27 protein-coding genes are annotated in these 26,135 nt (G+C 45.4%); 6 read left to right on the top strand and 21 right to left on the bottom strand.

Annotated features, from left to right (window positions below; genetic code table 11):
• Positions 1–18 precede the first annotated feature (18 nt).
• From A6E01_RS19140 to A6E01_RS19055, 18 genes are all read right to left on the bottom strand, one after another.
• On the bottom strand, positions 19–1,671 hold the full coding sequence (locus A6E01_RS19140; protein ID WP_065211092.1) for a hypothetical protein: 1,653 nt from the start codon (positions 1,669–1,671) through the stop codon (positions 19–21).
• A gap of 3 nt (positions 1,672–1,674) precedes the next feature.
• Positions 1,675–3,093: a hypothetical protein gene (locus A6E01_RS19135; RefSeq protein WP_065211091.1), complete on the bottom strand. Its 1,419-nt coding sequence runs from the start codon at positions 3,091–3,093 to the stop codon at positions 1,675–1,677.
• Between the two features lie 513 nt (positions 3,094–3,606).
• Positions 3,607–4,011: a hypothetical protein gene (locus A6E01_RS19130; RefSeq protein WP_065211090.1), complete on the bottom strand. Its 405-nt coding sequence runs from the start codon at positions 4,009–4,011 to the stop codon at positions 3,607–3,609.
• Positions 4,012–4,019: 8 nt separating this feature from the next.
• Positions 4,020–5,198, bottom strand: a complete 1,179-nt coding sequence (locus tag A6E01_RS19125) for a hypothetical protein (RefSeq protein ID WP_156744640.1) — start codon at positions 5,196–5,198, stop codon at positions 4,020–4,022.
• Between the two features lie 187 nt (positions 5,199–5,385).
• Positions 5,386–6,555: a DUF3150 domain-containing protein gene (locus A6E01_RS19120; RefSeq protein WP_065211088.1), complete on the bottom strand. Its 1,170-nt coding sequence runs from the start codon at positions 6,553–6,555 to the stop codon at positions 5,386–5,388.
• A gap of 71 nt (positions 6,556–6,626) precedes the next feature.
• On the bottom strand, positions 6,627–7,652 hold the full coding sequence (locus A6E01_RS19115) for an AAA family ATPase (RefSeq protein ID WP_065211087.1): 1,026 nt from the start codon (positions 7,650–7,652) through the stop codon (positions 6,627–6,629).
• Between the two features lie 266 nt (positions 7,653–7,918).
• Positions 7,919–8,497, bottom strand: a complete 579-nt coding sequence (locus tag A6E01_RS19110; RefSeq protein WP_065211086.1) for a PD-(D/E)XK nuclease family protein — start codon at positions 8,495–8,497, stop codon at positions 7,919–7,921.
• Entirely contained in the window at positions 8,494–8,724 is a 231-nt protein-coding gene (locus A6E01_RS19105) for a hypothetical protein (RefSeq protein WP_065211085.1), read from the bottom strand. The genes A6E01_RS19110 and A6E01_RS19105 overlap by 4 nt, the downstream gene beginning before the upstream one ends.
• Positions 8,717–9,625: an OmpA family protein gene (locus A6E01_RS19100; RefSeq protein ID WP_065211084.1), complete on the bottom strand. Its 909-nt coding sequence runs from the start codon at positions 9,623–9,625 to the stop codon at positions 8,717–8,719. The genes A6E01_RS19105 and A6E01_RS19100 overlap by 8 nt, the downstream gene beginning before the upstream one ends.
• Before the next feature lie 63 nt (positions 9,626–9,688).
• Positions 9,689–10,576, bottom strand: a complete 888-nt coding sequence (locus tag A6E01_RS19095) for a motility-associated protein (RefSeq protein WP_065211083.1) — start codon at positions 10,574–10,576, stop codon at positions 9,689–9,691.
• Positions 10,577–10,581: 5 nt separating this feature from the next.
• A complete protein-coding gene (locus tag A6E01_RS19090; RefSeq protein ID WP_157939664.1) occupies positions 10,582–11,259 on the bottom strand; it encodes a sigma-70 family RNA polymerase sigma factor in 678 nt (225 codons plus the stop codon).
• Between the two features lie 8 nt (positions 11,260–11,267).
• Complete coding sequence (locus A6E01_RS19085) at positions 11,268–11,678, bottom strand: hypothetical protein (RefSeq protein WP_065211081.1); 411 nt, start codon at positions 11,676–11,678, stop codon at positions 11,268–11,270.
• 176 nt (positions 11,679–11,854) lie between these two features.
• On the bottom strand, positions 11,855–12,220 hold the full coding sequence (locus tag A6E01_RS19080) for a hypothetical protein (protein WP_156744638.1): 366 nt from the start codon (positions 12,218–12,220) through the stop codon (positions 11,855–11,857).
• A gap of 15 nt (positions 12,221–12,235) precedes the next feature.
• Positions 12,236–13,267, bottom strand: a complete 1,032-nt coding sequence (locus tag A6E01_RS19075) for a flagellar hook-length control protein FliK (RefSeq protein ID WP_065211079.1) — start codon at positions 13,265–13,267, stop codon at positions 12,236–12,238.
• Positions 13,268–13,271: 4 nt separating this feature from the next.
• Positions 13,272–13,565: a hypothetical protein gene (locus tag A6E01_RS19070; protein WP_065211078.1), complete on the bottom strand. Its 294-nt coding sequence runs from the start codon at positions 13,563–13,565 to the stop codon at positions 13,272–13,274.
• Between the two features lie 8 nt (positions 13,566–13,573).
• Entirely contained in the window at positions 13,574–13,990 is a 417-nt protein-coding gene (locus A6E01_RS19065) for a flagellar export chaperone FliS (protein WP_065211077.1), read from the bottom strand.
• Between the two features lie 17 nt (positions 13,991–14,007).
• Complete coding sequence (gene fliD / locus A6E01_RS19060) at positions 14,008–15,336, bottom strand: flagellar filament capping protein FliD (RefSeq protein ID WP_065211076.1); 1,329 nt, start codon at positions 15,334–15,336, stop codon at positions 14,008–14,010.
• A 182-nt stretch (positions 15,337–15,518) separates the two neighbouring features.
• Positions 15,519–16,394, bottom strand: a complete 876-nt coding sequence (locus A6E01_RS19055) for a flagellin N-terminal helical domain-containing protein (protein ID WP_065211075.1) — start codon at positions 16,392–16,394, stop codon at positions 15,519–15,521.
• Between the two features lie 301 nt (positions 16,395–16,695).
• Here A6E01_RS19055 and A6E01_RS19050 point away from each other — a divergent pair, with 301 nt between their 5' ends.
• The 3 genes from A6E01_RS19050 to A6E01_RS19040 all read left to right on the top strand — a co-directional run bounded on the left by A6E01_RS19050 (position 16,696) and on the right by A6E01_RS19040 (position 19,622).
• A complete protein-coding gene (locus A6E01_RS19050; protein ID WP_248956982.1) occupies positions 16,696–18,705 on the top strand; it encodes a flagellar biosynthesis protein FlhA in 2,010 nt (669 codons plus the stop codon).
• 163 nt (positions 18,706–18,868) lie between these two features.
• Positions 18,869–19,279, top strand: coding sequence for a type II toxin-antitoxin system HicB family antitoxin (locus tag A6E01_RS19045; protein WP_065211073.1), 411 nt, complete (start codon positions 18,869–18,871; stop codon positions 19,277–19,279).
• Between the two features lie 88 nt (positions 19,280–19,367).
• Entirely contained in the window at positions 19,368–19,622 is a 255-nt protein-coding gene (locus A6E01_RS19040; protein WP_133152969.1) for a hypothetical protein, read from the top strand.
• 57 nt (positions 19,623–19,679) lie between these two features.
• Here the strand turns inward: A6E01_RS19040 and A6E01_RS19035 are convergent, their stop codons facing one another.
• A complete protein-coding gene (locus A6E01_RS19035) occupies positions 19,680–19,922 on the bottom strand; it encodes a hypothetical protein (RefSeq protein ID WP_065211071.1) in 243 nt (80 codons plus the stop codon).
• A gap of 256 nt (positions 19,923–20,178) precedes the next feature.
• On the opposite strand from A6E01_RS19035, the gene A6E01_RS19030 reads away from it, so the two are divergent.
• Together A6E01_RS19030 and A6E01_RS19025 are read left to right on the top strand one after the other, a co-directional pair.
• A complete protein-coding gene (locus A6E01_RS19030) occupies positions 20,179–22,572 on the top strand; it encodes an adenine nucleotide alpha hydrolase family protein (RefSeq protein WP_065211070.1) in 2,394 nt (797 codons plus the stop codon).
• A gap of 180 nt (positions 22,573–22,752) precedes the next feature.
• The gene (locus tag A6E01_RS19025; protein ID WP_065211069.1) at positions 22,753–23,529 is read left to right on the top strand and encodes a hypothetical protein; all 777 of its coding nucleotides are present in this window, start codon (positions 22,753–22,755) and stop codon (positions 23,527–23,529) included.
• An 89-nt stretch (positions 23,530–23,618) separates the two neighbouring features.
• On the opposite strand, the gene A6E01_RS19020 is transcribed toward A6E01_RS19025, so the two are convergent.
• Together A6E01_RS19020 and A6E01_RS21175 are read right to left on the bottom strand one after the other, a co-directional pair.
• Positions 23,619–24,290: a hypothetical protein gene (locus A6E01_RS19020; RefSeq protein ID WP_065211068.1), complete on the bottom strand. Its 672-nt coding sequence runs from the start codon at positions 24,288–24,290 to the stop codon at positions 23,619–23,621.
• A 127-nt stretch (positions 24,291–24,417) separates the two neighbouring features.
• Positions 24,418–25,563, bottom strand: coding sequence for a macro domain-containing protein (locus A6E01_RS21175; RefSeq protein ID WP_082961421.1), 1,146 nt, complete (start codon positions 25,561–25,563; stop codon positions 24,418–24,420).
• Between the two features lie 173 nt (positions 25,564–25,736).
• Here A6E01_RS21175 and A6E01_RS19010 point away from each other — a divergent pair, with 173 nt between their 5' ends.
• Positions 25,737–26,084, top strand: a complete 348-nt coding sequence (locus tag A6E01_RS19010) for a hypothetical protein (RefSeq protein ID WP_065211067.1) — start codon at positions 25,737–25,739, stop codon at positions 26,082–26,084.
• Positions 26,085–26,135 lie beyond the last annotated feature (51 nt).

Below are 26,135 nucleotides of genomic sequence, written 5' to 3'. Positions count from 1 at the left end.
CTATGTTACCTCTACTCTCTAATTTTTCTTGAACGCTTTAGCAGCGACGTCTAGGCCTTTCTTGCCCATATTGAAGGCTTCTCGACCTGCACCTAGTACATGCTCACCCAACAAGGCATTCAAGAACCCACCTAAGTTCATCCCGATCATCATGCAGAAACCGGCCCAAACGAACATAATTACTATCGATGTCATCGCCCCCATATACTGGAAAACCAAACCATGCGCATCATAGGTGGTGCCGGACATACCGTAGACACTATCCCCTATCGCTTGGAGGGTAGAACCCATCGCATACCCAATATTTAAGATGTATGGCGCGGTTGCTGCGAAGAACAAGATTGCACATGTATTCAAAAGAACACTCATTTTGTAACCAGAGACGACCAGCATGAGAGGCGAGGCTACAACGACCACAGCGGACAGCATGACCAAAGCAACAGGAACCATTGCAAAGAATGACTCTTCCAACAAAGTAGCCTTCAATCCCGCCAGGGCAGCACCAAGGGTCACCACGAATTCTTTGAGGAAATGATGATCGTAGACAGGAAGAAGCTCTTCACTGACGTGGTCACCCATTTGAGTGGGCTTTAAGCGCTCTAGTGATACATCCAGGGCCGTTTCTTTAGGATTAATAACGAATAGCTCTGAGACGGTCTTTAAGAATTTCTCTTTGAATTCCCCTGACACCGTGGAGTGATTCAACAATATACTTTCCGACAGGTAATCTTTAGTTTCCGTTGGGGTCACGTAGTACCCCGTACGATCTGGATAGGCGGAGCGATAGTTATGAACCAGTTTGTATTCACGCTCCAATTCTGAGGAAAACATATCGTGCATGATACTGCGGTAGTAATTTGACCCTGCATCACAGAAGACGCGATGCTCATTCACCAAGCGATCGTCAGCGTGTCTAGCAATATAGAAATCTGTTGTCGGCCCTGTGTATGCGTCACGATGTACTGAGAATGTCAGCGGTTCATACCTTCGACCGTCGTTAGTAAACGTACCTGTATAGACACGTTTCATTGCTTGCCCAAAGAACAAACCAGCCTTTACATCAGTTGGGTCATAGCTTGCGAATACGCGATCCTGATCAACTGCATTTGCCAATCTCCTCCTTGCATTGAAATAACATTTCTCAGCAAAGACCTTGAGTTCTGGCGTATGGTGATTGTCTGGCATACGGATCGCTTCCATTACTTTGGTAGACTCTATCCTTGATGACGCCCCACAAGGCATCATCCCTGACAGTGAACCACCAATAGCCTGACTTAGATTATTCACTAACGCATAACCCACAGGGAGTTTCACTGTCGGGTTACTTACCGAACGCTCGATTGGATTATCAGGAGTTGCAAAGGAAGAGATCTCTGGCCCACAAGCAAAACCCGCCAAGCGGGTTCCTTGCGAGCTCGTAACAGGAATCATGAACAAGAAGATCACCAGGAAGAACCACAATAGTGTCTTCTCTATTTTCTTCATCGCATAGAGTTGGGCAACACCCTCATCTGCACCCATGGTGCGCGATTTCATTGACTCAACGATTATCACGTAGATGACAGGAAGTAACCAAAGGTTAAGCTTGGCTATTAAGTCGAAGACTGCCGCCGCCAGCGTCATTGCCGTTGGCAAAATCACTAGCGCTGTCGGATCTGAAACTACCACCATAAGTTATTTACCTAGAAGTGAAACAGACTTAGGACCTAGCACATCCAATAGCATTCTCGAATACTTGAATGGCGAATAACCTCGACCTTGAGCATTCTCAATCAGGCGCGTTCGCTCATAATCCAAAATATCGATAAAGTATTGAATTTTCTCGCTCATGTGACCGCCATCAGGCTGAGACGCGTCATGTAACTGGGTAACCATTAGCGACTGCCTAATCAGACCCATCTGAGCGATAGTTCTGTGATAAGAAACGTCATACGCTAGACCAGACATATACAGCTCCTGCATGTCCTTATCAGACTCAAGAGACTTCAATGCCTCAAAATACTCATAGGTAACATCAATCACCCCAACAGCACTCACTGACTTATACTGCTCATCAGTCAACTGACTTGGCGCTCGGTGATAGAGTTGCATTAGCGTTTCAAACACCACCTTGTGATGCATTTTTAGGTACTCTTCTGAGCCCACACCCATTTCATTGAAGTTCTCACAACCATCACAGATTTTCAGATACTGCTCACCCAAGATAACTCGCGCCGCATGCATCGTTTCCTTGCCGTCTCTGTTTAACCACTTTTCTAAATCTGTTTGGTTTGGCACATCCCCCTCAGCTGAGACTTCTTCTGGGGTCATTCGCTTACACCTAGGAACGCTAATGCCACGCATTAGACACTGACCAATCCTCATAGAATCTGAAACTACGATAATATCGTCTGTGCTCTCTCCACCAGCCTTACCACCAAACCAGTTAATACCAAGCTTACCCGCCTGTTCCCTGCCTTCTCGCAAGATATCTTCAACCGACTTCGAATAACCGCGTGGAGCGGTATTGCTATAACATTCATCTGAATCAATCTGACCATCTGAATCTGGCACACAGGTCGAATTCGATATGAATCGCTCAAAACGTTCCTGTCTCGCCCACTCATTCACATCATTAGGGTAAGAGTCGGTAATCGCATTACCAATCGCCTCACAAGACGCGATACCGGAGAGATAGTCTTCCATACCCAAATCCATGCCATTCTTTAAAAGGCCCATCAAATGGGGATTACTTTTCTCTAGATAGAGCGCCACCAGATAAGCAGGCAAATCACTAGCCAATCCGGATATTGCAGCTTGAGCGTTATCCCACATTCGCTTAAAGGTTCCGTCAGTGAACGCATTGGTAATCGTAAATTTCGGATCACCATTACAGCGATCCAAACCACTAACTCTGCCGCCAATAATCGTAAAGGACGCCCTATCTGGCGTGTACACATAATCGCTACCGCTAGTCTGTGTAGCCGCGGTAAACTCTAGCTGTAACTGAGCTCGTTCGGCCGCCGACAATATCGTGGCATTGGCTGCAGTTGATACCGCACCTATCCCACTTAACAAGGCAACCAAAACTAATTTCTTCTTAACTTTAAACACATCGACACCGCTATAAATAAGTCCAATTACCCCAAATAGCGAAACCAGTGCCTTATCAACGCCAGTGTTGTGTTTTTCTTCCGGGCAAGAAAAAAGGCCAGCGAAATGCTGACCTTTTTATAAGTTTGATAGACAACTCTTAAGCCGCCTTATCACCTTGCTTCTTTTTGGGGCAGTTCTGATTCCAGTATTTCACCAGATTCTTTGTGCCTGTTGATGTAAGGAAATCTAACACCATATTTATCTCCTAAATGCCTGACTGAATAAGATTAACTACCTGTGACCACAGATATCCGAATATCGGCAATACAGCGTTCACTGAATTACCCACCGTTGCATTCACGTCATGACCACTTAGGTACGACACGAGTGCAATTATCCCCAACAGCATCATGAGACCTCGAAACAAATCACTTAACATAAATAGTCCTTATGGCCGGTTAAGGCTCAAGTCTAGGGGTGGCTTGGTATTATCCTCACACACCCCAAAATGGATTTTCAACTTTTTGAACGCTAACCTTCAGCGTAAGTCTCGGCAGCTAGCACCAAGAACTCTTGCTGTGATAAAGCGCACCCCTCAGCAATGAGAGCTAAGCGTAATTTAGTATCAAAAGACGCACGACTCAGATCACTCTTCACTAGTTTCCTAGCGATTCGTAATGCTTTCTGATTTCGCGGCTCCTTCAACTGAATGTACTTGCCCAACGGTCCTACTCGACCTACACCAGATGCACAGTATTTATCCGGCTTTCGCTTAGTCACGAACGACGGTAAATCGTCTTTGACCTCAACTTCGAATTGATAGCCAAACACATTCTGTGCAACCTTACGTAAGGTCTCAACGTCTGCAACGTCCAGTTGATCAATAAGCTCTCCCACCAACTGAGTTCTACTCAGCCTTGCTTGATACTCATTCATACACCCCCCTACAGGCGACAAGGCATAACCAAGGCAATATAGGTCTTATCGTCATTACAACGAACCGTCATTGCAGAGTTTCCGCAGAGCACACCCAAAGACACGCTCTCTGAACTGGTTACCGCTAGAGCCAACATTAACTGATGTAGGGCAATGCCCACCTCCAGATTCGCGCCATTTTGATTCTCAAGTGCCATTTCAGCAACCGACTCAAAGGACTGATCTGTCCCTCGGAGATCGCCGTGATAGCTAGGTTCCAATCTGAGCTTATCACTCTCAACCGAAACTTTAGCGATCGGGCTTGAGCGCCCAAGCAATTTGCAAGAACCTAGCAACTCCGCTCGGTCGACCGTGACCACATTATGGTCTCTGGTCTTCCCGATTATCGGATTCGCTGGCACCAACTGCTCACCAATCAGCTTCAAAGATACAGTTAAGCCGTAAGGGCTTCGCAGAACCAATTTGGTCATACTGAACTGAATCTCAACAATCTCATCTGTTACATAAGAATTGAGAAGCTGCGACAGCAACTGCGCGGTACCTGCAACGATAACGCACCCTGAAGTTTCACCTTCAAAATGCTCCACTGCTATTGAACGATAAATGAGTATATGGGTATCCGAACCCACCATGCTCAAACGCCCTGCTTCCATCCAGAGGTTCACACCTCTCAGACTCGGCATTTTGGTAGTGCCCGAAGCACACGCAGGAGCGATAGCGGTAAGTGACGCAATCAGATCCTTGCGATTCACTCTAATCGTTGAATCCGGCTCATTCAAAAAGGTTTTCTCACTAGGCATTGTCTGCGCTGGTGAGGTCATAGTGACTGTTTTTTTCTTGAATCTACCAGTCACCTTTACAGTGTCAGCATCATCAACTGCGTACGTCATATTTACATCGATTGACTCGTTATAAATATTACAAGAATCCACAAAGCCTCTAAACTTAGGGATCACCACGCAGAACGAAAAATTCAATACCTCTTTACTGTCAACAGCAAAGAAATCAGAGAAGATCGTTCCATGAGGACCGATGCACTCCAATTGTGCTGCACCATCACTGATGTGGCACTGAATCACATCGTACATCTTCGAATCTGAACCCTTAGACTTAGCGATGTTACTTACTTGATTGAACGCGACACGTAGGTCGTTGTTATTCCATTTAAACTTGTGTGTTGTTTTCATACCTTTCTCCAAACTTTTTATTGCTAAAAAAATCCAAATGCCAACATGGCCCGGCGTTAATTGGTCGCCGTCTTCTTCTAGCGGAGCTAGAAAAAAGGTATTCATCTCGAACAGCCCCTAAAGACTGTTTGAGATGAACACCCAAGCTACTGCTTGAATGTTCATTTTGTTAATCATCTACCTAGGATTAGAAGAATTTTTGAAAACCAAATTCCGTGTCACGCGCCTTCTCTGGAGCAGGCTTTTGCTTAACCGCTACAGGTTCAACTGCGACACTTGTCTCTTGCACCCCTCCAAACATGGAATACTCTGGCACCGCAACACGAGCCTGATGTGAATCTGGATTTCCTACAAAACCCGAATCAACACTCGACTCCGTCATATCAACCCCCATAAATTCCGAGGGTGCAGACACTTCAGTTGCCACTTCCAGTCCGAACGTCGCCTCTAGATTTGACTGCGAAGCCTCCTCTTGATCGGTTACGCCCAAGGCATCAGCAAAGATATCCTCCTCTCGAATTCCTCGCTCCAACTGTTTAATCTTCTTCGCATGACGAAGTTGATTGAACAACTGAGCAATAAGGGCATCTTCTTTCGGATAACTATTAGCTCTGATGAACGTCGCTGGTAACTGGTCAATAACCGCATTGATGTTGTTTACCATCGTCCCCATCTGGGCATGACACAACGACATCGATGAGCACCAATCACGCAGCTTAATCAGCGTTGCTCTTGTGTGGGCATTCAATCGAATAACACCACCACCAGAATCTAACCATCGGTTCTCTATATCCATTACTCGAGAACGCAAGTCCTCAAAAATGGTATTCACCGCCGACAACTGCATATCTGCTGGACGCTCCCAATGAAAGTAGATTTGTCGCTCCACGTACTCTAATGAGAAACGCTGCTCACGGATCACTTTACCCATACCTGGATGCAGATCTTCCGCTTCACGAGCAAAATCCTCAATCAATCCGTCGTAGCTTTGTATGATGTACTGCTTCACCTTATGGAGTTCCGCTTGAAACCCCTCCATGCGAGCCGTTACATCACGAGCCTTATCAACCGGAAAGACGTAGAAGTCCCCAATCTTAGTGCCCACCGACTCTAGGAACGCTCGAGTATTATCAAATACCTTGCGAACCCGAGCGGGTATCTTTGGATCGATCATTTTCTTACGACCCAAAGTGCCAATTCTGGCTGCCACATCGGCCTCCAAACCCAACTCCTCAAAGTCCCATTTACGAGTAAACGTTACCTTTGAACAATTGAATCTAATCACCGTGAAACCTTCAGGAACAAAACTTCCTACCCAATGGTCCTCGATGTTGGTCTGATCAACTTGTTTGTTCATAATCTCTATAACTCCTAATTCTCTTTACGAGGTTTGGTTTGTAGCACCCGCCGTAACGGGTGCCATGGTCTTTACATGATTGATTTAAGATCTGACTTCAGTTGGAACAGTTGAACAATTTCTTCCTGCTCCTCTATCGGCAAACCATTAATGAACGCTCGACGCAACGCTTGCAGCATTTCGTGTTCATCATTATCCACCCTGTTTAAATCAAAGCGCCTTGCTAGCATGAGTTCATCGATCCACCCGAAGACGGCTCGTATTGACATCGTTGAAAAGAATGAGTCATCGTTCTCCGCCTTGTTTTCACGGATCCCTTCCGCCACTTTAATCATGACGTTCACTCTGCTTCTCACCAGCTCATCCAGTTGAGGACTCACATGGTTCTTCCAGTCAGCTTTCGACCCATTACTAAACACACTATGAAGTTGCATCCAATGCTCATACGCCAACTCCGATTCAACATCCGCCGGCAAATAATCCATGCGCATGAACGCAAAACGGTCATTAACACTGAGATCAAGATCCTCTGTGTTGTTGGTGTTTGCAGTTGCAAAGATTCTAAAATCTTTATGACTACGGATAATTCTTCCATCAGGAAGGTAAACGACTCCGTTTTCGCATATGTCATTGAGATTCTTCTGCTCTGCAGTAGGCATCAAATCGTATTCATCAATAATGAACACATCGCCTTGCTCCATAGCCTTTGCAAGCAACCCCAACTCGGTGGTCATCCCACCATCTGCCGAAGGCACTCGCTGCGCTACTAATTCAAACGCTTCCGTGGAGGGCCCAACAGTCACTTTGCTGAAGTTTCGACCCAGACGAGCACTGATTTGCTCAGGAAGTGATGTCTTGCCTGTGCCATGCGACCCAAACAAAAACAGTGGACGTGCAAGACCGTAGTGAATGTACGCAAACGCCCTTGCAAGCGATTCCCACTCAAAGTAGTAGTTTGAAACTACCTTTCCTGAACGCTCTCCATTACCCAACAGCAACGAAACATTCGCTACTCCGGCAGGCATGCCCTTACAGCGAAACATTTCTCCAAATCGCTTTGTTACCTGCGCTTGCTTTTGACCTAAACCTAATTCCATTTTTTTCTCCTAAAATAAAAGTATCCGCGTTCGCGGGATTAATTTGCGTTCAACGCAAATATCTTTTCAGGAAGAACAATCGGTAAAGATTCTGTTGTAGATATGACGAATTGATAGGCTTCACGGGCATGTCATGTATCGAATTTGCGTTAGCTAAAGACAAGACGGTCGCCGTCCTGTTCAACGTTGTCCAGATACGACAAAGCCAGCGACACATGAATCCATTTGTCACTGGCTTTCTATTAATTTTGCTACTCTAAATACCGCTAAAAGGCACCGTCACACGACTTATTTCGCCTACGGCAAGAACCACAAGAATTCACGTTACCACTTGGATTCTTGTTATGATGCTTCACTCTACGAGCAATAACATGCAGCGTCTTCAGTTGTCGGTAGATCGCTCGGTTGGACTTTTTCGCGTCCTTCACCTCAAACCTACCAAGTCCAGTCACCACTATCGCTTTGGTGATATTATATTGTTGCCTCGCTGCTATTACCGAAGCCAGGACCTGAATTCGATCCGATTCACTCATCGGCCTCTTACCCGACTTATACTCCACCAGCACATACTGATTAGGGCCAACCTTGAAAATGAAATCAGGCTTGGCACTTAGCTCATATTTGCGATTTACAAACACTCTCGCCGAAGGAGAATCATCGGAGTAAACCAGCGCACCTTTGAAACCAAAGTTGGTATCTGGATACGGGACGAAGCAACGCCACAAACGAAACAAAACAGCGCGAACAAAGAAGAATACAAAGAACGCAAACACGCACGCCACTGTAGACAGAAAGAAAAACTGAATGACATTATCTGTCACCATAGCTAACTGGGTCGGATTCACTGACCACCTCCACACAGACGCACTAGCCAGCGCCAGAAGCGCAACAACAAACTCTGCTCACGTTTTACAGTTTTTGCCAACTCCTGGTGCATTCGCTCACCTCTTGCTGACGATTTGGTTTGCTCTTCTTTACGATTCAAGTCCAGATAATAGGCTTTAGGGCAAAACACTACCTTGCCAAGCTCTGAAGCAGAAACGAATCGATCCCTTGGACTACGCCTACTCATTACCCACACTCGCTGCTCTTCTCATTGCATCAAACGTCGAAACCGGACGGTTATCGTTAGCCGTTGTGAAGGCCGCAGACGTCAAATCCGCAACATCTTCTTGCGTTAAGTCTTGAGTTCGACCATCTGCCACATCAAACATTCTAAACTGACGCTCTCTCGCCTCTCTTGTCAGAATGAAAATCTCTATACGACGATTCTCAGCAGCTCTTGGTTCTGCCCTATTCACCAACATAGTGTCTGCATAACCATTAACCTGGACGATGTTACGAGAAGACACACCAGAGCGATTTAAGTAATAACGCGCTGTATTTGCTCGTTCAGTCGATAGCTCCCAGTTGGTACGACGCGCGCCAATGAAGCGACTACCATCAGTATGACCAGAAACCGTAATGCCATTTCTAACGCTTGCCAGTACAGGCCCCAGACCTAACAACAAGTCCTCGTAGTACGGCGTCAATCGCGAACGTCCAGTCTCAAACATCTGGCCGTGCTCACCATCTCGTAACGTTAACCTTAACCCCTCAGGAGTAACCTGAATATCAATGGCATCTGACGTACCCATTTCACCAAGGCTTTCTTCAACCGTTTTTGCTAACACTTCTAACTGCTGCTGAGTATTGTATTCACCAGCCAGCACCGATGAGTCATCAATGTACCGCTGTTGATTTTTGGTGTTGGTCGTTGCAATTGCTTCTAAATCAATGGACGTAATCGAGTTAGCGATAGACGCCTCAACATCCATAACTGACACTAAATCTTCACGATCTATTGAGTCTTTAAATTCCAGAATCCAAAAAGTGATAAAGCAGCACATCAGAGCAATTTTCAGGTCGGCCAATGCCAACTTCCAATTGCCGCCCCCTGCGATCTGCCCACCACGACGCTTTACGAGAGCCATTTGCCCCCCTCACGAGCGCACTTACGCTCGGCCATCTTATTAGTTACAAACACGTGCACCGCCTTAGTCATTTGACGCGCTGTAGATGTCTTGCAGTACCGCAACATCCTGCTCTAGCTCATCGAAAGATGGCTTGATGTCGATTGGGATATGCTTTCTTGCCGCGTTTGCGCACAGATGTGCAGAGCCGCCACGGGTGAACTCAAGCAACGTAGATCGCACACACATTAATGGCTGGATTTGACTGGTCGCTACTGCGCCCATAGCTTTGGCCAACGGAAGCGCAAAACAGTAAGCACCGAGTACACCAGTCAGCGTGCCTACCAGTGCAGAACCGATTAATTGACCGATAACCAAAATATCTTGGTCTAGGTTTGACATGACGATCGTCAAAGACAAAATCGCCATCAAAATACCAAGCGCCGGAAGCGAATCCGCCATCATGGTCATCTTGTTACTTGGGGTATCATACTGATCGGCAAGCTCCGATATTTCTTCATCCAAATGCTGTTGCACCTGGCCTGCCTTCTTAGCATCAGCCTGAACACCAATCACGTAGCGATAACCATCAACAATGAAATTCTTCACATCTTCATCTTTAGTAATCAGCTCGTATTTACTAAAAATGGCTGACTCAGCAGGGCTTTCTACATGCTTATCTAACTCTTTAGTGTTCTTAGTGCGGGCTACATTGACCAGTTCATACGAAAGACGCAGCAACTGGATGTAATACTCTTGAGTGTACTGAGTGGACTGAAAGGCCTGTTTGATTTGCTTTGCCATTAAACGCAGTTGAGACATCTCACACGCAATGACCATGCCTAGAGCGCCACCACCAAAAATAACAATGAGATCGACTGGCTTAAGGATGTTAAGTGGATTACCGCCGAGTGCCATATACCCACCAAACACAATCAACGACATCAGGATAAAACCGACAATACGAAACATTTTTCTTATTCCCCTAAAAGGTGCTTAATTTTGCTGATAGCGAGCTCTTTTACTCTCGCAACGGTAGCTCTCGATGTACCCATAACCAGCGCGACTTCTTCTAAACCAAGACCACCTACATAAAGCAGGTAGATCATCTTCTGTGAGCGATCGTCAAGACGACTCAATGCATCAGCTACAAACTCTTTTTGTTCATCTTCCACGCTGTCAGTGGCGGAAACGCGCTCATCAAACTCAATATCCATAGCGATCATCTCCAAACTCTTAGCTTCCCGATAATCATCAATGGATATCGCTAGCGCAGCACAGACTTCGCTCTCATTGGGCTCCCTACCCAAGCGCTGCCTTAGAACACCCTCCGCTTTCTTAACTGAATTACTTAACGTTCTTAAATTTCGCTCTGCAAAATCTCGACGCCTAAGTTCATCAATGATTTCTCCCCTCATACGAACCGTGGCTGACTTCTTAAACTCAACACTATCCACGTGCGAGAATTTACGAAGCTCAATTACCATGGCCATAAAGGCGACTTGAGTAAGATCTTCTAGCGTCCCTTCATCGAGCGCATATCTGTATGGCTTCAGTAAACTTCTAACCAGATTTGAGTTTTCATCTAGAACGCGAGCCTCTATGGCCTCGCATTCCTTTCTCGACAAGTCTTCCGTTTGAACGTAATCACCCATGGCGAGCATCAACGTCGTACCACCCTTAACAGTAAAGTTTCTTGGATTTGATAAGATGGCATGCCACTTAGAAGGGCATTTAGATCGCTTTGAAGTAACGGTTCGAAAGCATCCACCTTGTAGAATGCTTCTGTTTTACCAGTCAGATGCATAATGATGGCGTTTCGTACATACATTTCGTTCATTTCGAGGTCAGCAATCCTTGATTCTGGGACGACTACCGCTAAATCAAGACTCAAGAGCTGATAACGACTGTACTGCGCAGGGATCTGAACAAGGACACCTTTTACAACATGAGTCGCATTGGGCTCCTCATAATTTTCATTTTGGTTGGTCTGATTTGCATACTGATAACCTGCATACGCCATCCCAACTGAAAGCAGTGCTGATAGCACTCCAACAACGACACCCTTCGACATCGGCTACTCCTAATTTTCATGATTTCTAATACGGAGTTACTTAGGAACAACCAGAGAAGAGGAAACAATCAGATACGCCAGAATTAGATCGCTACTCGCCATCTAGGTCAGCATTAAATAGAGTTTTCAGTTGGATAGAAGGATTCAGCCAGGAAGTCTGACTTTGCAAGAAAGGTTTAATCTATCGCTAGACTTAGAACAAAGGTCACCGGCTTTGAGTCAACCAACGCGCCCTTTGAGGCAACATTAAGGGTTGATACCAACCCAACCAAGGAGATGTGGGACATTGATAAAATACGAAGCTCCCAACGACGATTCAACTCATCAGCCAAACCTTCATCAACAGCGTTATCTACCCAACAAATTTGAACTGTCATACCCACAAATTGCGAAAGCAGATACGAACGCACACTTTCCAACAACTTTTTTTGAATCTGACGAGAAACGCCCCCACCATCAACAAACAAAGTGACATCTGCAGTCTCTACTGAGCCGCAACAGACATTCACTTTTATTACTGAATTTGGTAGTGAGGACTTCATTTAGATACTACAGCGCTATGCCGTCCCAAGTGATGACGAGCGAGATTGACTCTCACTAGACTGTGTAGATTGCTCCCCACCGGCACTCAATGATGAGTCAGCCATGAACAAGCCTTCACCCTCTAAGGACGATTGCGAACCACCTGACTGATCGTGAGAGGACTCACCTAGCGACACATTCACTTCACCGTAAGCCGATGATAATTCAATACGCAACTTGTCGATTGTTTGTGAAATCATCTCACGACCCACCGCAGACGATGGCACCAACTGAACTGAGACTTTATCACCGTCCATCTTTAGACGAACATCAATTCGACCAAGTTCAGGCGGATCTAAACGCATCGTTGTTGACTCTTGACGCGCCGCCACCTGCAGATTCACCTTGTCACCCAATACCATCGCCAACTTACTTGTCAGTTGCGAAGTATTCGACATATCACTTGGCGTTGCATGGAATACAAATTCCGAGCGAGCAACGGTTAGACTTCCGCCATTTGGCTGTGAGGTTTGCACCGCCACCAGCGAATCCGCACCACGAGACCCCGTAAGCATTCCATCAACGAGACGCAAACTGTTTGTCGCAGTCTCTTTAACTAACGCTTCAACCGGCGCGACCGGTTGCGGTTGCGGTTGCGGTTGCGCTTGAACTGATTGAATAGGAGTAGGTTGTACCCCTTCAGATCTGCGTATCGCAGCATCAACTGCCACTTTAGGCTCAACTGCACGATCATTAGCACGCAATTCCCTCGGTCGCTCCGATGCCATGACGATAGGAGCGACATATTCATCCCCACCCTCAAGGTACTCTAACTCCTCAAGACTTGCCTCTGGCACATCTTCAACCATCTGATGCGACTCACCGTAAATTGAGCGCAGACTTGAATCAACAACGTCTTCATCAGCACCTTCTGGCACTCGCGGAAGCACGACCTCAAAGGTCAACTCCATCTGCTCTTCTTCTGAGCCAAGCACATCATTTGTCGATACAGCAGTCTCCGTATCAGCTTCAACCAAAGAACGACTGAACGAACTTGTAATTTGCATACCACTAACCTGCTACATTCTGAGCGTACAGTTTTTCTTGATCTTCGTGCTCACTGCACGAATCCATCAAACCACGCAAACGCATTTTTTCTTCTTCCAAAAATTGAGACGCATTGCCGTGAATCACTTTCAACTGATATACCACAGCATCAACGTCCGAAGTTCGTTGCTCTGGACGTGACCTAAGATGCATTAGCACCTTCTTTAAGGCCTGCGAGCAAGACTCCACTCTATCTACGTCACGGTCTTTAACTGCCTGAGCGTAGATACTGGCCAGTCTTTTGATTTTATCTAACACTTTACGCCCTAAATCCCGACTGGCTTCTGTGACTGAGCGTTATTCATCGCCCCTTCCCAACCAACCATTAGGCCGTCCATCAACTCCTGCGCCTCTGTGATCAAAGCAACATCCATTCGGATTGAAGCCAAAGAGACCAATTGAATCGTATGCTCGTACAATTTATGCAGAGTAACCACCAAATCACCAGCGTCTAAATCCAACGTCGCATCTAGACCAGCAATCAACTCAATTACTCGTTGCGACTTCACTGTCTTTAGTTTGATATCCTGATCTTTAATTGCTTCGACAAGCACATTAAGCTCATCAACAATCTTTTGATGCACCATTGCTGAACACTCAATCGGTGACGATACGGATGTCACACCCTCTACCTGAGTCTTCGTGTAAGCGTCTTGACCACTTTCAAACTGACTTAATAACATTGCTACCCTTAACCTACTTAGTAAAACATCGAAGCAATATTCGCCATCTCCATCGCTACCGTGTTGACTCGGTTAAACTGAGCAAGGTAACGGGAGTAATACATATCGTATTTACGCTGAATTCCATCGAACTCAGTGTTTAGGCGCTTCTCTTCTTGAGATAGAGTATCGAGCTTGCGTTGAATATCACCAGTTGAAGAGTTGGAATACCCCTTAATAGTGTCTTCCAATGACTTGAAAAGACCATCTGGACCATTCAAGATTGTTTCAACATCCATATTCAGTAGCGCATCATCAAATCGATCTGCATCGACTGATACTTTGCCATCACGACCAATCTCAATACCTACTTGATATAGTGACACACCCTCAAAAGTGCCCCGCATAAGGCTTTCGAGATTGCGAGCTATGCCTCGAACCGTCGAGTCATTTGCTAACAAGCCACGCTCTTCAGTATCACCACCAGTGGCCGTGATACTATCCATTGCCGACATGAACGTATTAAACTGAGAAATGAACTCATTCAGTGCAGAGCGCGTCTCTTGATAATCAGCCGACACTCGCAGTTTTGTTGTCGGATCGCCTGCCTCATTAGCACGAGTTATACTGACATTCACGCCACTCACTAGGTTCTCAAACGTATTTGAAGAGTTAGTTAGACGAAGACCAGAACCTTGCTCACCAAGCCATACAACAGCATCACGACCTTCTGTGATCGGGCTTGCATTCATCGCAGCCAACTCTGCCTCAATACCCGTATTACCATCACCAGTGATTGTAAAACTGTTTTCAGCACCCTCTTCATCCGAAGCGAAAATCATACGAATTTCACCACCAGATTGAACTAGAGAAACTGTCGCCTTACCATCAAGCTCTGCATTGAAGGCAGACGCAAATTCCGCCATTGAGACAGAACCATCACCGTCACTATCAATCGCCGCAAGGTCAATATCAACGGTCTCGCCATTGATTTCAACAGAGATGACACCGTCAGCAGTCGCAAATTCATCATTCACATCACCTACCGCAGTAGGAAAACCTGTCTGATGTCGAGCCGCCAGCTGTTCAACAAACAAATCAATATCTACGTTAGTCACATCACTTGAGGTCGTTACCGAGAAATAATCCTCCGAACCCAAACTCACGGAACGCTGAATAAAGTCAGTACCAGGACGGGTGAACTTATAAAGAGAGTCCGTTAGCGAATTCATACCTGAGCGCATATCACGTAACGCAGCCTGTAATGCAGTATTCACATCAAGCTTGTATGCGTTGCGCGCTTCAATTCCTGCAATATCGTACATAGCGAACTGAGCCGCCATGCCTTGAGCATCTATCTGATTCATTCTGCTCACTCCTTTCTATTACTAAAATTATCTTTTTGAAATCACACCCATCTCTCGAAGGTGCAATGTAAAAAGAAAACTTTATGGGATTTTGGGATTACCTTGAGGATTTTCGACATGAGTCATAATCAAAAAAGCAGAGTCTAAGACCCTGCTTTTGATTACTTCAGGTTCGAAGTAGCTTAGCCGATTAGCGACATTGCTAGCTGAGGAACCATTTTAGAAGTGTTCAGCATTTGGCTCGCAGATTGCATTAGCATCTGCTGCTTGCTCATTTCCATTGATTCTTTAGAGAAATCAGTGTCCATGATGCGAGACTTAGCCATTGTCACACCTTCTTGCATGTTCGCAAGGTTACCAGTAACGTGCTCAAGACGGTTGACAGTTGCACCGAAAGTAGCGCGAACTTCACCAACGTTCTCTAGAACACCACCGGCACCACTGATTGCGTCAACTGCAGCTTGTGCATTTGCAGCGTCAGTGATGTCACCAGTACCAGTTGCACCTGGAGTACCAACGAAAGTTAGTAGATCACCTAGCGCAGTAGAAGTACCACCGTTAGTAACGTCGAAAGTTAGAGTCTCAGCAGTTGTTGAACCGATTTGGAAATCGATCGTACCGCCAGAGATAGCACCACCAGCGCCGAACAGGTTGTTACCGCCATAGTTAGAGTTTTCTAAGATATTCGCCATCTCTTCTGACAGAGAGGCAAACTCTTGGTTAAGAGCCGCTTGGTCGTTCGCACCGTTTGTGCCGTTAGATGCCTGAAGAGCTAGGTCGTTCATACGGTAAAGGATTGAAGAAACTTCATCCAGTGCGCCTTCCGCAACCTGTAGGAAAGAAACAGCGTCTTGAGCGTTACGAGAAGCAACTTCCATACCGCGTGACTGAGCTTCCAAACGTGAAGCGATCTGTAGACCAGCCGCATCATCTTTAGCAGATGAAATACGGTTACCAGTAGAAAGCTTCTGCATTGAGTCAGTAAGCGCTTTGTTTGTAGATGCAAGTTGGTTCTGTGTAATCAACGCTGCATAGTTAGTATTAACACCAATAGTCATTTATCAATTCTCCATTGTCATGACACTAAAATTATTTGTCTCACCCATGCTTAACGGCAGGACAAATGATTTCATCTCAAAAAAGTTTTGTTTTTTATCTGAGCAAGTCTTCTTCAACTCTAAACCCCTCGTTTTTTCGAGGTAGCTCGGAAAAATTGGACCTTTAGCGACACGCCAATTGAAATACTCTTACTATCTCGCGTTAGTTAATCTCGCTGGTCACCACTTAAAAATGATTTCAACAAAACTGTTCACACAACCAAAGTTAGCATTCCCGCTGTTGTTAGGACTGATCTTAGCTATGATCATCCTTCCACTGCCGCCGCTAATGCTCGACATCCTGTTTACGTTTAATATTTCGTTGTCGATTTTGGTGTTGCTCCGTTGTGCGAACGTAACATCCATACTGCAGTTCAGCGTATTCCCGACACTGCTTCTCTTATCCACCGTCCTTAGGCTAAGCCTTAACGTAGCCTCAACTCGTGCCGTTCTCGGTAATGGCCACGAAGGCACGGACGCTGCAGGTCGCGTTGTGGAAGCATTCGGTACGGTGATTGTGGGAGGCTCATACATTGTCGGTGCCATATCGTTCATAATCATTTGTATCATCTCGTTCATGGTAGTGACCAAAGGCTCCGAGCGAATAGCTCAAGTAGGTGCTCGATTTAGTCTAGATGCATTACCCGTTCGACTAATGGCAATTGAAACCGCCTCTCAAAACGGACAAATTGATGAAGAAGAGGCAACCCGACGACGCGAGAACGTACTCAAAGAATCTGACCTCTCAGGTAGTTTTGATGGGGTAGCAGCCTACGTGAAGGGAGACGCGATCGCCGGAATGGCGATCATGGTTATAAACCTGATCGGGGGTGTTGGCATCGGCACCATCGAACACGGAATGGGAGCAAGCGAGGCTTTCAAAACCTTCGCCCTACTGACTATCGGTGATGGACTTGTTGCACAGATCCCTAGTTTATTACTAGCTATTGCAGCAGGCGTCCTTGTATCTCGAATCTCGGACGGGAAAACTGACCTTTCAGAAACACTACTTAACCAAATTACCGGTGATCGCTCAATCTTCTTCTTGAGCGGCGGCATTATGCTTGCCATTGCAATTATCCCTGGCATGCCTCATTTAGCTTTTGTCACTTTCGCACTCTTACTTTTAACTATCGGCTGGTTCCTCGCTGACAGCGATACACAAAAGCAGACCGTTGCTCCAGCAAACACCGAAGCCGTCGAAGTAAGAGGCAACTTACAACCTCTAGATTGGAGCGTTATCCCCTCAATCAATCCTGTATCTCTTGAGCTTGGATTGAAGCTTGTGAAACTCACAACCGAAGAAATCAACCAACCTCTCCAGCGATCAATTATGGGGTGTCGAAAAACACTGAGTGAACTTGTTGGATTCCTAATACCCGAGGTGGCAATTCGCAGTTCTTACCTTCTTAAGAACAACGAATATTCTATTCATATTGATGGCAACCTCATCGCTAAAGGCCAAGTCTTTCCCGATCACTTAATGGTTGTTGGCATACCACCTGGCGACCTATCTCTGGATGGTATCCGTGGTTTTGACCCTGCAATGAATCTACCGGCCCTATGGATAGAGCCTGACCAACGCTCTGCAGCTGTCGCCAAAGGATTCTCCGTCATTGCCGTTCACGATGTTATCGCGACTCACATCTCTAAGGTATGTCGTGAATATCTACCACTGATTTTCAACTTTGATGACGTTAAGGCACTCAACGAGCGACTGCATCAAGATCACCCCGAACTTGCAGAAACTTTGGGGAAATCAATCACACCAAACTTACAAATGCAGGTAATCCGCCAACTATTGACCGACCAAATCCCGGTCAAAAACGTGCGAACCATTGCGAATACATTAATTGAAAGCGCCGAAAAAACGAAAGACCCAATTATACTCGCGTCCGATATCCGCTTAGCACTAAGCAGAACCATCATGGCTCTCATATCACCGCTAGATAAGTTGCTGAATGTTTACACCATCAGCAAAGAACTGACCGACAAGGTTCACCTTTACATTAACAATGCGAAAGGAATTGATCCCAATACTCCACTAGACGCCATCCCTATTGATGAAGATTTTCAAACATCAATGATGGCGAAAATGCCTAGCATGCTGCAGAACATGCGCGCCCAACGACTCCCTGCCATTTTACTGGTACCCAACGTCATGCGCCCACTATTCTCCAAACTCGCTAGAACATACGCTCCTGGCTTGATTGTATTGAGTTTCAATGAGATTCCAGTTGACTACAAAATCAATGAAGTAGAGAAAATTTAAAATGGTTATAGATAAACTACAGAAACAGAAACGCACTCAAGAAGAACTGGCTCGCAAACAAAATCAGCCAGTACGACAAGAAGAGAAGAACTAAAGAACCGATATACAGTGCCACTTATTCACTATGTGGCACTGACAACCTCATGCTATGAAGACTGAAAAAATGAATTATCTAGTTGGCATTCAAAAATCAAAATTCGACAATACCTACTCTGCTCGATTTCCAGACCTTATCGATTGTAAATGCGAAGGCATTACCATCAATGAAACGCTTGTTCGCGCAAGACGCTACCTTAATGCACATCTCAACCACCTAGTTTCTCAAGGCAAAGCTCCACCCCGCAAGAAACCAATTCAACAACACCTGCTTAACAACGAATACAAGAACGCCTTTTGGGTATTTGTTGAAATCGAGACAACACCAATACTCAATAAGAACGTCATTGAGTCTGTATCCATTCCTCTTGAAGTAGTGAATACAATGGATGACCACATTGACCAAAATGGCAGACGCGTTGGCCGTAACGAATTCATTGTTGATGCAATTGAACAACGACTAAGAGAAACACACTAAAATCATGCTCTCCATATACCGAAAGTTTAAAAGCAACATTCAATTTAGTTACCTTACCGGGACCACTAAGCAGGACTTTGATGTATTAGTGGACCAAGCATTAGCTGAGCTTCACGAAAGCAATAAAGTCGTCACCAAGGCGATGCTCTATAAAACGAGAACAAGCTATCAAATAAAGGTACTGCGCGCCCATAAAGACCACGCAAACACCCTGATCACACTTATACATCGCGTTCGAGAGCATGATGAGTACACTCGCATCTATCACCTAGCAAAACACAGCAAGAACGTTTCATTATCCAGCATCTCATTACTGGAATCGCTCACCAAGCAACCCAAGTAGAACTTAAGCACCGCGAAAGTCAGCCTTCACAATCAGTCAATGCTGACTCTATCGCGCTTAAGTCTTGCGCTTTCCTTTACGACCGTAAACCAAATGCAAAGCGAGCATAACCACCTCACCGACCACAAATACAATACCGAGTGGGTACAAAACCCGATTCAGACCGGTATCAACAGCCAAGTAGTAATCAAACAAACCATATAGGAAGAATACAACCCCAAACAAACACGCCAACGCACCATTCCAACCTAGCAACTGCTTTCTAATTGCACTCGCATTCTCTTTCAATCCAACACTCACAATAAGCCCTCTTCAATAAATACTTTCTGTTCTTACTTTTGTAAAACACCACCTCACACACCTCTCACGATTTATTCATGTAGCCACATAGCATTTACATCCATCACTCACATGAAACTCGCCAGCCAACACACCCACTATAGAAAACCGCAACACAGACTCAACACCCGCACAAATCGCATATTCCGACTGAACCCAAAGTGGATCAAACGCGCATCTGCGCATCTTTTCGTAAAGGAAAATAAGGAATACAACAATGGATAAAACACAATTAGAAAGGTTACTAATCAGTGGCTCGGGACATGATCCTGACGAGCAAGACTACGACCCTATGCATTTCGATGAAGTGTATACCGCAGTTAACTTCTATGAAGAAAACTGCGTATGGGAGAAGGTCAAGCAATGGCGAGGTGAACCTGAAAAACAGGAAATCAGCATTGATGAAATCATAAATGGTACCGATGACCTAACCCCACTCAAAAGAGCTAGACAACTCTTTTGTACTGAGGACAAGTCGAATGAGTACGACCCCCGATATTTAAAATGGCGCCAACGCGCCCTAAATAGCTCTATTCTCAATGACTATACGTACGTCACTGAAGATAGAAAGGAAGTAGAACTCACACACTTGGGCACCCTAGCCGAACGCATGTTCGCGATAGTGGACCGCTTTAAGTCATTAATTCGTGATGGCGCTGTATGTCAAATCGGGTGGAGTAACGGCAAAGACTCAAATGTCTTAGCGTTATTGTATTCATATGCGATCTATGAATTGTACGCCGAAGGTTTTAAACCCAAGACTAAATCAATTCTGGTTCACAGCGATACCCTAAGTGAGATGCCTGAAATCTCCAATACTGCCAAGCAGAATTGGGATGGATTGTTCTCCGATTCGGTCTTCAATGAGTACACTCACATGGTCCTAGCCAAACCCAACTTCTCTGAGACCCTAGTCGGTCGCATTTGCAGTGGGCGTGGACTTCCGACAACAGTAAGCAGCAATGTGCGCCAGTGCGCCATGGATAGAAAGGTACTGCCGATACGCAGAGCCATTCGAAAAGCATGCAAAAGACTTGGGATAACCAATTCAGACAAAATTATTGTCTGCCTAGGTTCTCGAGATGAGGAAGGCACACTTCGTGCTGCCAGCATTGCTAAACATGGCGGCTCTGATGACAACTTGGCAATTTCGCAAGAGGGAAACACCAACCGCTACAATTTTTATCCAATTAAACACATGACTACGTCAGACATTTGGACAATTCTTGGAAGCGCTGGTACCGATGCGAGCAAAACCTTGCCATCACCCATTAACTACGAAGCGATATCAAAGATATACGCTGATAGTGCGGGCGAGTGCAACCTCTTCGCTACTGCTAGTACAGAGAAAGCTAAGTCCAAGCCCTGTCAATCCCGGCACGGCTGTTGGGACTGCCAAGCAGTAGGCCTTGAAGACAAGTCCATGACAAACTTAGTCGTTAAAGATGAATACAAACATCTTGAGCTATTAAGTCGAATCAGGGATTTCATTGCCTATCGTCACTATGACTGGAGTGAGCGAGTAAACATCAATAGAGGAATCGATAAATTTGGCTTCGCAAAAATCCAGCCCGATTTATACAATTTCGCTAAGTGTCGTAAGATTTTCAAGGCCATAGTTACTGCTGACTACATCGAAGAAATGCGAGCCACACACCTAGCCCTCCAGATAAAATGGGGCTATGCAGAAGACACCTCTTATAACCGAGAGATGGCGAGGCCGCAGTTCAAACATGTGGATGAAGAAACAGTCTTGAAACTTGATTTCCTATGGTCATTTCACAATTTCAGCGATCACCCCAATGAGGCCCTTATGGTCTGGGATGAAGTTCGAAATCACGGAGATCTAGAGATCTTGGAGGAGATGACAACGATGGAGCCTGTCCCTAGAACCCCACAACCCGCTCCTCACTACATATATGTAGGCAAGGATTGGACGGACAACCAGGAGAATTTAGGCCTAGTCGATGTCATGGCTGAGTTTGTAGATTTACAGGCATGGGAAAATGACGCCCAGTACAGAGTACCCCGCACCCGCAAAAGTGACGGTATCGAATATCACTATTCAACAATGCATTTAGAGACATCTAAATTGCTATCTGTTGATAGAGAGCAAATGTATTTTTACTTCTCTGATATTGCGAGATACAGGTACCCAAACCCTCTAGACAGTAGTTTAAGCGCAGCTATGAGTTACCTTCGTAGCGGCGCAATAACCATTGCTAAAGGCAAGCAGTACACCTACCACCTAATGGCGACACGCCGACAGTGGTGGGAGCGAAGACAACTGAGTGGCAACCGGTCTCTTGAGGAAATTCTTGCTCGCAAGGATGAACTTGGGATTTTAGACAAAGAGGAATACAAGAAGTTTGTTCTTGAAAACTTTTCTGAAGCTGAATTCGACGCAGAACAAGCGCTGGATAAAGTTGATGATGAGTATTGGTATATTGAACAACTTTCGATGGATTTCGGCGAAGATGTTTCAACTCCAACTGAGTCAGCGATGATTAAAGTTAAGAAGAAGCAATCCAGTCCCAAACGTAAACCTACCAAGTCCAAAAAAGAGCTACTCCAAGAGGAGCTCAACGATCGTACCCTTTCTATGTTTTAACCAACCAGCCCCGCACTCTTCTGAGTGTCGGGGCTTTTTTACTTTCGTGCAACCAACAAGACTTCGACCAGCAAAAGATTCAATCTCTTTACAGTTAAACTCTCGATTTACCTACTACCCCCTGATTTGCTCAATAACGAGCTTATTCATAGTTGATTACACAACATCAGGAGAAGCAATATGACTCAGAAAGCAAACTACACCGCACTTATCCAGAAACTTATGGATAAGGGATGGCTACCCTCTGATTTAGTACTGGAGCTTGCAGCTGGAAACGACATTTCTCGAATCCGCGACGAGTTCACGCCTAGCAAAGGCATCACTCGCCTAGTGCACTTACAAACACTGGCCAAAGTGGAACTGGGATTAGATGAACATGCGTTAAGCATCTACCATCTACATGCCGGCACACAACTGGGCAATGGCGTTGGAACTGCGCGAATGAACGAAATCTGTGAGATTTGTGACTACCTCAACTTCAACATTGTTCTGGAGGCTTGCGATCAACACCGTTCGCCAAAATACATATTGAAGCTGGTGGACTTCTATTCCAAATTTGGTTTTGAGTTAAATCAAGATGAATTTGGATACGAAGTGAATGGAATTGATGACTTATCCGATTCGGATATCTGCGATGGCGTACCGCTTTTGCGTATCGCTATCGACGCCAGACCGATTAAATTGCAATACCACAATCAACTGGTTGGATACAACGGTGACGATTATGCCACGTACGCTGAAGCGCAACGTGATAAAGCTGATTTTCACACACCTTCAACTTTAGATGCTCTAACAATCGAAGCAGGAAGCTCGAACAGCGGACTCTTCGACATGATTGAAGTTGCTGATATGGTCATGCAGGTCAATGGCGCAGTCGAAAACCTAGTGTTCGGCATCCTTGATACGAATAACCGATTTGTCACTTTGCACGAAGCTCGAGAACTCTTATCTGAGTAAAAACAAACACCCTTATAGCATTTTTTGCTATAAGGGTGTTCTCTTACCAATTCCACTCATTCTCTTACCTTGCATCATTCACCAGGCAATCACGCCAATTTACGCAATTTCTCAACAAAGCGAACCCTAAATCCAACCGCTTTCCAACGATGCGTGACTGCACAGCGGCCATCACGAGCCAGTAACTCGATTGGCTTGACAGGCAAAGCAAACATATCCTCTCTCGCTGATTTTATCGCACTGCGAAACAGCGCGTGATTATCAACCTTCTCAACATCTACATACCCCATCAACGTCCGAAGATACATATTTGAAACATACGAGCGACTGGTTCTCAGCATATACAAGCACGCCAAGTAACTATTCAACGTATGCTTTGAACTAATCCCCCTCAATGCATGAATTGGAATGTATTGAAATAACAACTCCCGCAGAGCACCCAGGGCTTGAAGACGATCCGGAATAAACTCAAACGTAATGCAATACTTACCAACCTCCACTGAGCGAAACAAAGATACAGCCTTTGATTTTATCCGCTCTTTCTCTCCATCGCCGTCAGAATCGACAGACAGCAACTTAACATTACCAAGATCACCTGCGGCAATAGATATATTTCGTCTGGCTGACTTAGAAATAGTCCACACATTTGCTATAGAAGCCTTGGTGAGAACCAGTTTATTATCCACAACATCACCCAAGTGCCACAAGACAGACAAGAACGCCCTGTTGTGACCCAGCGTTTTACTCTCTAAATAAAGCATACCGATAAGCACCGTCAAAAAATTAGTGCTCGCACTTTAATTTACCTTTATCGCATAAAATCAAAACACCATGAACACTGCGTAACATCTCGCATTTTCTGCAAAGCCAAAGTCCATGGACAACAACTTAAAATCGGCAAAGGGTATGATCTACACCCTCAAATGTCTTACGCAACATTCGTGATATCGTCAACCACGAACCACCAGCCAAACCAGAACCTATCATTGGGTAAGCTATCGAGTCAGATCCATACCGAAGCTTAACTTCATCCAGGCCTTTTTGTAACGCCGCATAATCAAGACAACATACACCAGGATCAGCGTTCATAAAGGGCTGACCATAGATATTAATGATAGAAAAAGGATTACCTTGCGGAGAAATTACATTGGCGACACTTAGTGTCCCTAACTTGGATTTGTCACCCTTAACAGTCGCACTATCTACCACAAACGATTGTGGGTACCGGCGATACAGTGACAGTGCAAACCCCCTACCGAAAGAATTGTGTATATTGGCGTTGTGCACAAGAACGTTGGAGCCTCCATTTTCGCAATGGGCTATCGCATCACCAGTAACGACTTTACCACCCGTCGGACTATCCCAATAAGCAGACTCAGTTATTTGCATCAAATCTATACCGTAGGCTTCCTTCCAGATCATCGCGCGCTCAGCAATATAAGATTCAATCTCAGCTCTATGCGCAGAATTACCAACATTAACGATAGGTACACCATGCTGACAAGCCAAGCGAAGGGCTTGACCCGTCCCGCCAGTTCGAGAGGTAATCTCCTCCAAACTCGACGCTCCATCTTCGGTGTAACAAATAACCCTATCAACTGGCTTCTGGGTGTTTCTATCGAGGATCTGCAACGTATTACGCGCCATTAGTCGCTTAACACCCTGACTTAGCTTATCCCAAGCCGGATGCAACTGAGCTGCACACTCAAACGCCCAATCCGGAATGTCCGATGTGACCCACGGCGTCTTATATGTATCTCTATGATTGAAATTTGACCACGGAATGATCGACTCGAAAAATCTTGCATCGATGCGCGGTATTAGACCGAGTCTCGCCAACTCGTACTCAGCTAAGTAAAAACCAATCTCTATAGCGATATCACTACCTTCAGCACTGCCCGAACGCCCGCTGCCACCCTCCAAACGAAAGATAAACGCCAGCCTCATAAGTATCAGTGTGTGCAAACCACCAATACTGCGCGCACCGATCCCCGCGTACTTAAATCGCTCTACTTGAAAATCATACTTCACCACTACACTAACTCCAGCCCCTATAACTTAACTGGCTTTGTTAGTGCAATTTGGAACCGAGGAGAAAACACTCAGGATTGTTTATTGCTCGCACTGCTCAACTGAACATTTTGATGGCAACGACAAGCAAGTCTGGGATATAGTTATTCGAACCATATAACGATAAAGTAGAAGGCATGTATAAATACTGGCGCGCCAAGACGAAACCAATGACCGACGACGAACTAGTTGTCCGCTCTAACCTTGCGATAAAGTACACCGGCCACGCCAGATACATCGTACTTATAATAGTCGCCGCAACAATCTACCTTCTCTATCGACAAGAACTTAGCTCTGCGTTCGCTCTACTCTGCTTGCAGTTTGCGATTTCGTTTTTGCCACGCCCTTTAACTAAAGCTCTACTTGATGAGCGGACGGAGCGATTAGACAAGCAATTTAAAACACTAAAGGATGACTGGGCACAGTGGGAATACGAAGACAAACAGTGGGAAAATGATCAATCTTCTGGTGACGTTAAAATCTAGACGAGCAACAAGATTCTTTGAGGATTTTCAAGTCGGTACTACCGGAAGGTG

Origin of the sequence: Vibrio breoganii (assembly GCF_001677275.1) — a bacterium.
Classification (GTDB): Bacteria; Pseudomonadota; Gammaproteobacteria; order Enterobacterales; family Vibrionaceae; genus Vibrio; species Vibrio breoganii.
Note: the sequence above shows the minus strand (reverse complement) of the source record. Positions and strands in the feature narration are given on the sequence as shown.

Excerpts from the sequence above, each read along its gene's own strand:
- A6E01_RS19055 (WP_065211075.1), bottom strand. The coding sequence starts at position 16,394 with ATGACTATTGGTGTTAATACTAACTATGCAGCGTTGATTACACAGAAC.
- A6E01_RS19085 (WP_065211081.1), bottom strand. The coding sequence starts at position 11,678 with ATGTCGAAGGGTGTCGTTGTTGGAGTGCTATCAGCACTGCTTTCAGTT.
- A6E01_RS19105 (WP_065211085.1), bottom strand. The coding sequence starts at position 8,724 with ATGAGTAGGCGTAGTCCAAGGGATCGATTCGTTTCTGCTTCAGAGCTT.
- A6E01_RS19080 (WP_156744638.1), bottom strand. The coding sequence starts at position 12,220 with ATGAAGTCCTCACTACCAAATTCAGTAATAAAAGTGAATGTCTGTTGC.
- A6E01_RS19100 (WP_065211084.1), bottom strand. The coding sequence starts at position 9,625 with ATGGCTCTCGTAAAGCGTCGTGGTGGGCAGATCGCAGGGGGCGGCAAT.
- fliD (WP_065211076.1), bottom strand. The coding sequence starts at position 15,336 with ATGAATCAGATAGATGCTCAAGGCATGGCGGCTCAGTTCGCTATGTAC.
- A6E01_RS19030 (WP_065211070.1), top strand. The coding sequence starts at position 20,179 with ATGGATAAAACACAATTAGAAAGGTTACTAATCAGTGGCTCGGGACAT.
- A6E01_RS19045 (WP_065211073.1), top strand. The coding sequence starts at position 18,869 with ATGAATTATCTAGTTGGCATTCAAAAATCAAAATTCGACAATACCTAC.
- A6E01_RS19050 (WP_248956982.1), top strand. The coding sequence starts at position 16,696 with ATGATCATCCTTCCACTGCCGCCGCTAATGCTCGACATCCTGTTTACG.
- A6E01_RS19065 (WP_065211077.1), bottom strand. The coding sequence starts at position 13,990 with ATGTTATTAAGTCAGTTTGAAAGTGGTCAAGACGCTTACACGAAGACT.
- A6E01_RS19025 (WP_065211069.1), top strand. The coding sequence starts at position 22,753 with ATGACTCAGAAAGCAAACTACACCGCACTTATCCAGAAACTTATGGAT.
- A6E01_RS19075 (WP_065211079.1), bottom strand. The coding sequence starts at position 13,267 with ATGCAAATTACAAGTTCGTTCAGTCGTTCTTTGGTTGAAGCTGATACG.
- A6E01_RS19130 (WP_065211090.1), bottom strand. The coding sequence starts at position 4,011 with ATGAATGAGTATCAAGCAAGGCTGAGTAGAACTCAGTTGGTGGGAGAG.
- A6E01_RS19090 (WP_157939664.1), bottom strand. The coding sequence starts at position 11,259 with ATGGGTGATTACGTTCAAACGGAAGACTTGTCGAGAAAGGAATGCGAG.
- A6E01_RS19095 (WP_065211083.1), bottom strand. The coding sequence starts at position 10,576 with ATGTTTCGTATTGTCGGTTTTATCCTGATGTCGTTGATTGTGTTTGGT.
- A6E01_RS19120 (WP_065211088.1), bottom strand. The coding sequence starts at position 6,555 with ATGAACAAACAAGTTGATCAGACCAACATCGAGGACCATTGGGTAGGA.
- A6E01_RS19115 (WP_065211087.1), bottom strand. The coding sequence starts at position 7,652 with ATGGAATTAGGTTTAGGTCAAAAGCAAGCGCAGGTAACAAAGCGATTT.
- A6E01_RS19010 (WP_065211067.1), top strand. The coding sequence starts at position 25,737 with ATGTATAAATACTGGCGCGCCAAGACGAAACCAATGACCGACGACGAA.
- A6E01_RS19020 (WP_065211068.1), bottom strand. The coding sequence starts at position 24,290 with ATGCTTTATTTAGAGAGTAAAACGCTGGGTCACAACAGGGCGTTCTTG.
- A6E01_RS19125 (WP_156744640.1), bottom strand. The coding sequence starts at position 5,198 with ATGAAAACAACACACAAGTTTAAATGGAATAACAACGACCTACGTGTC.
- A6E01_RS19140 (WP_065211092.1), bottom strand. The coding sequence starts at position 1,671 with ATGGTGGTAGTTTCAGATCCGACAGCGCTAGTGATTTTGCCAACGGCA.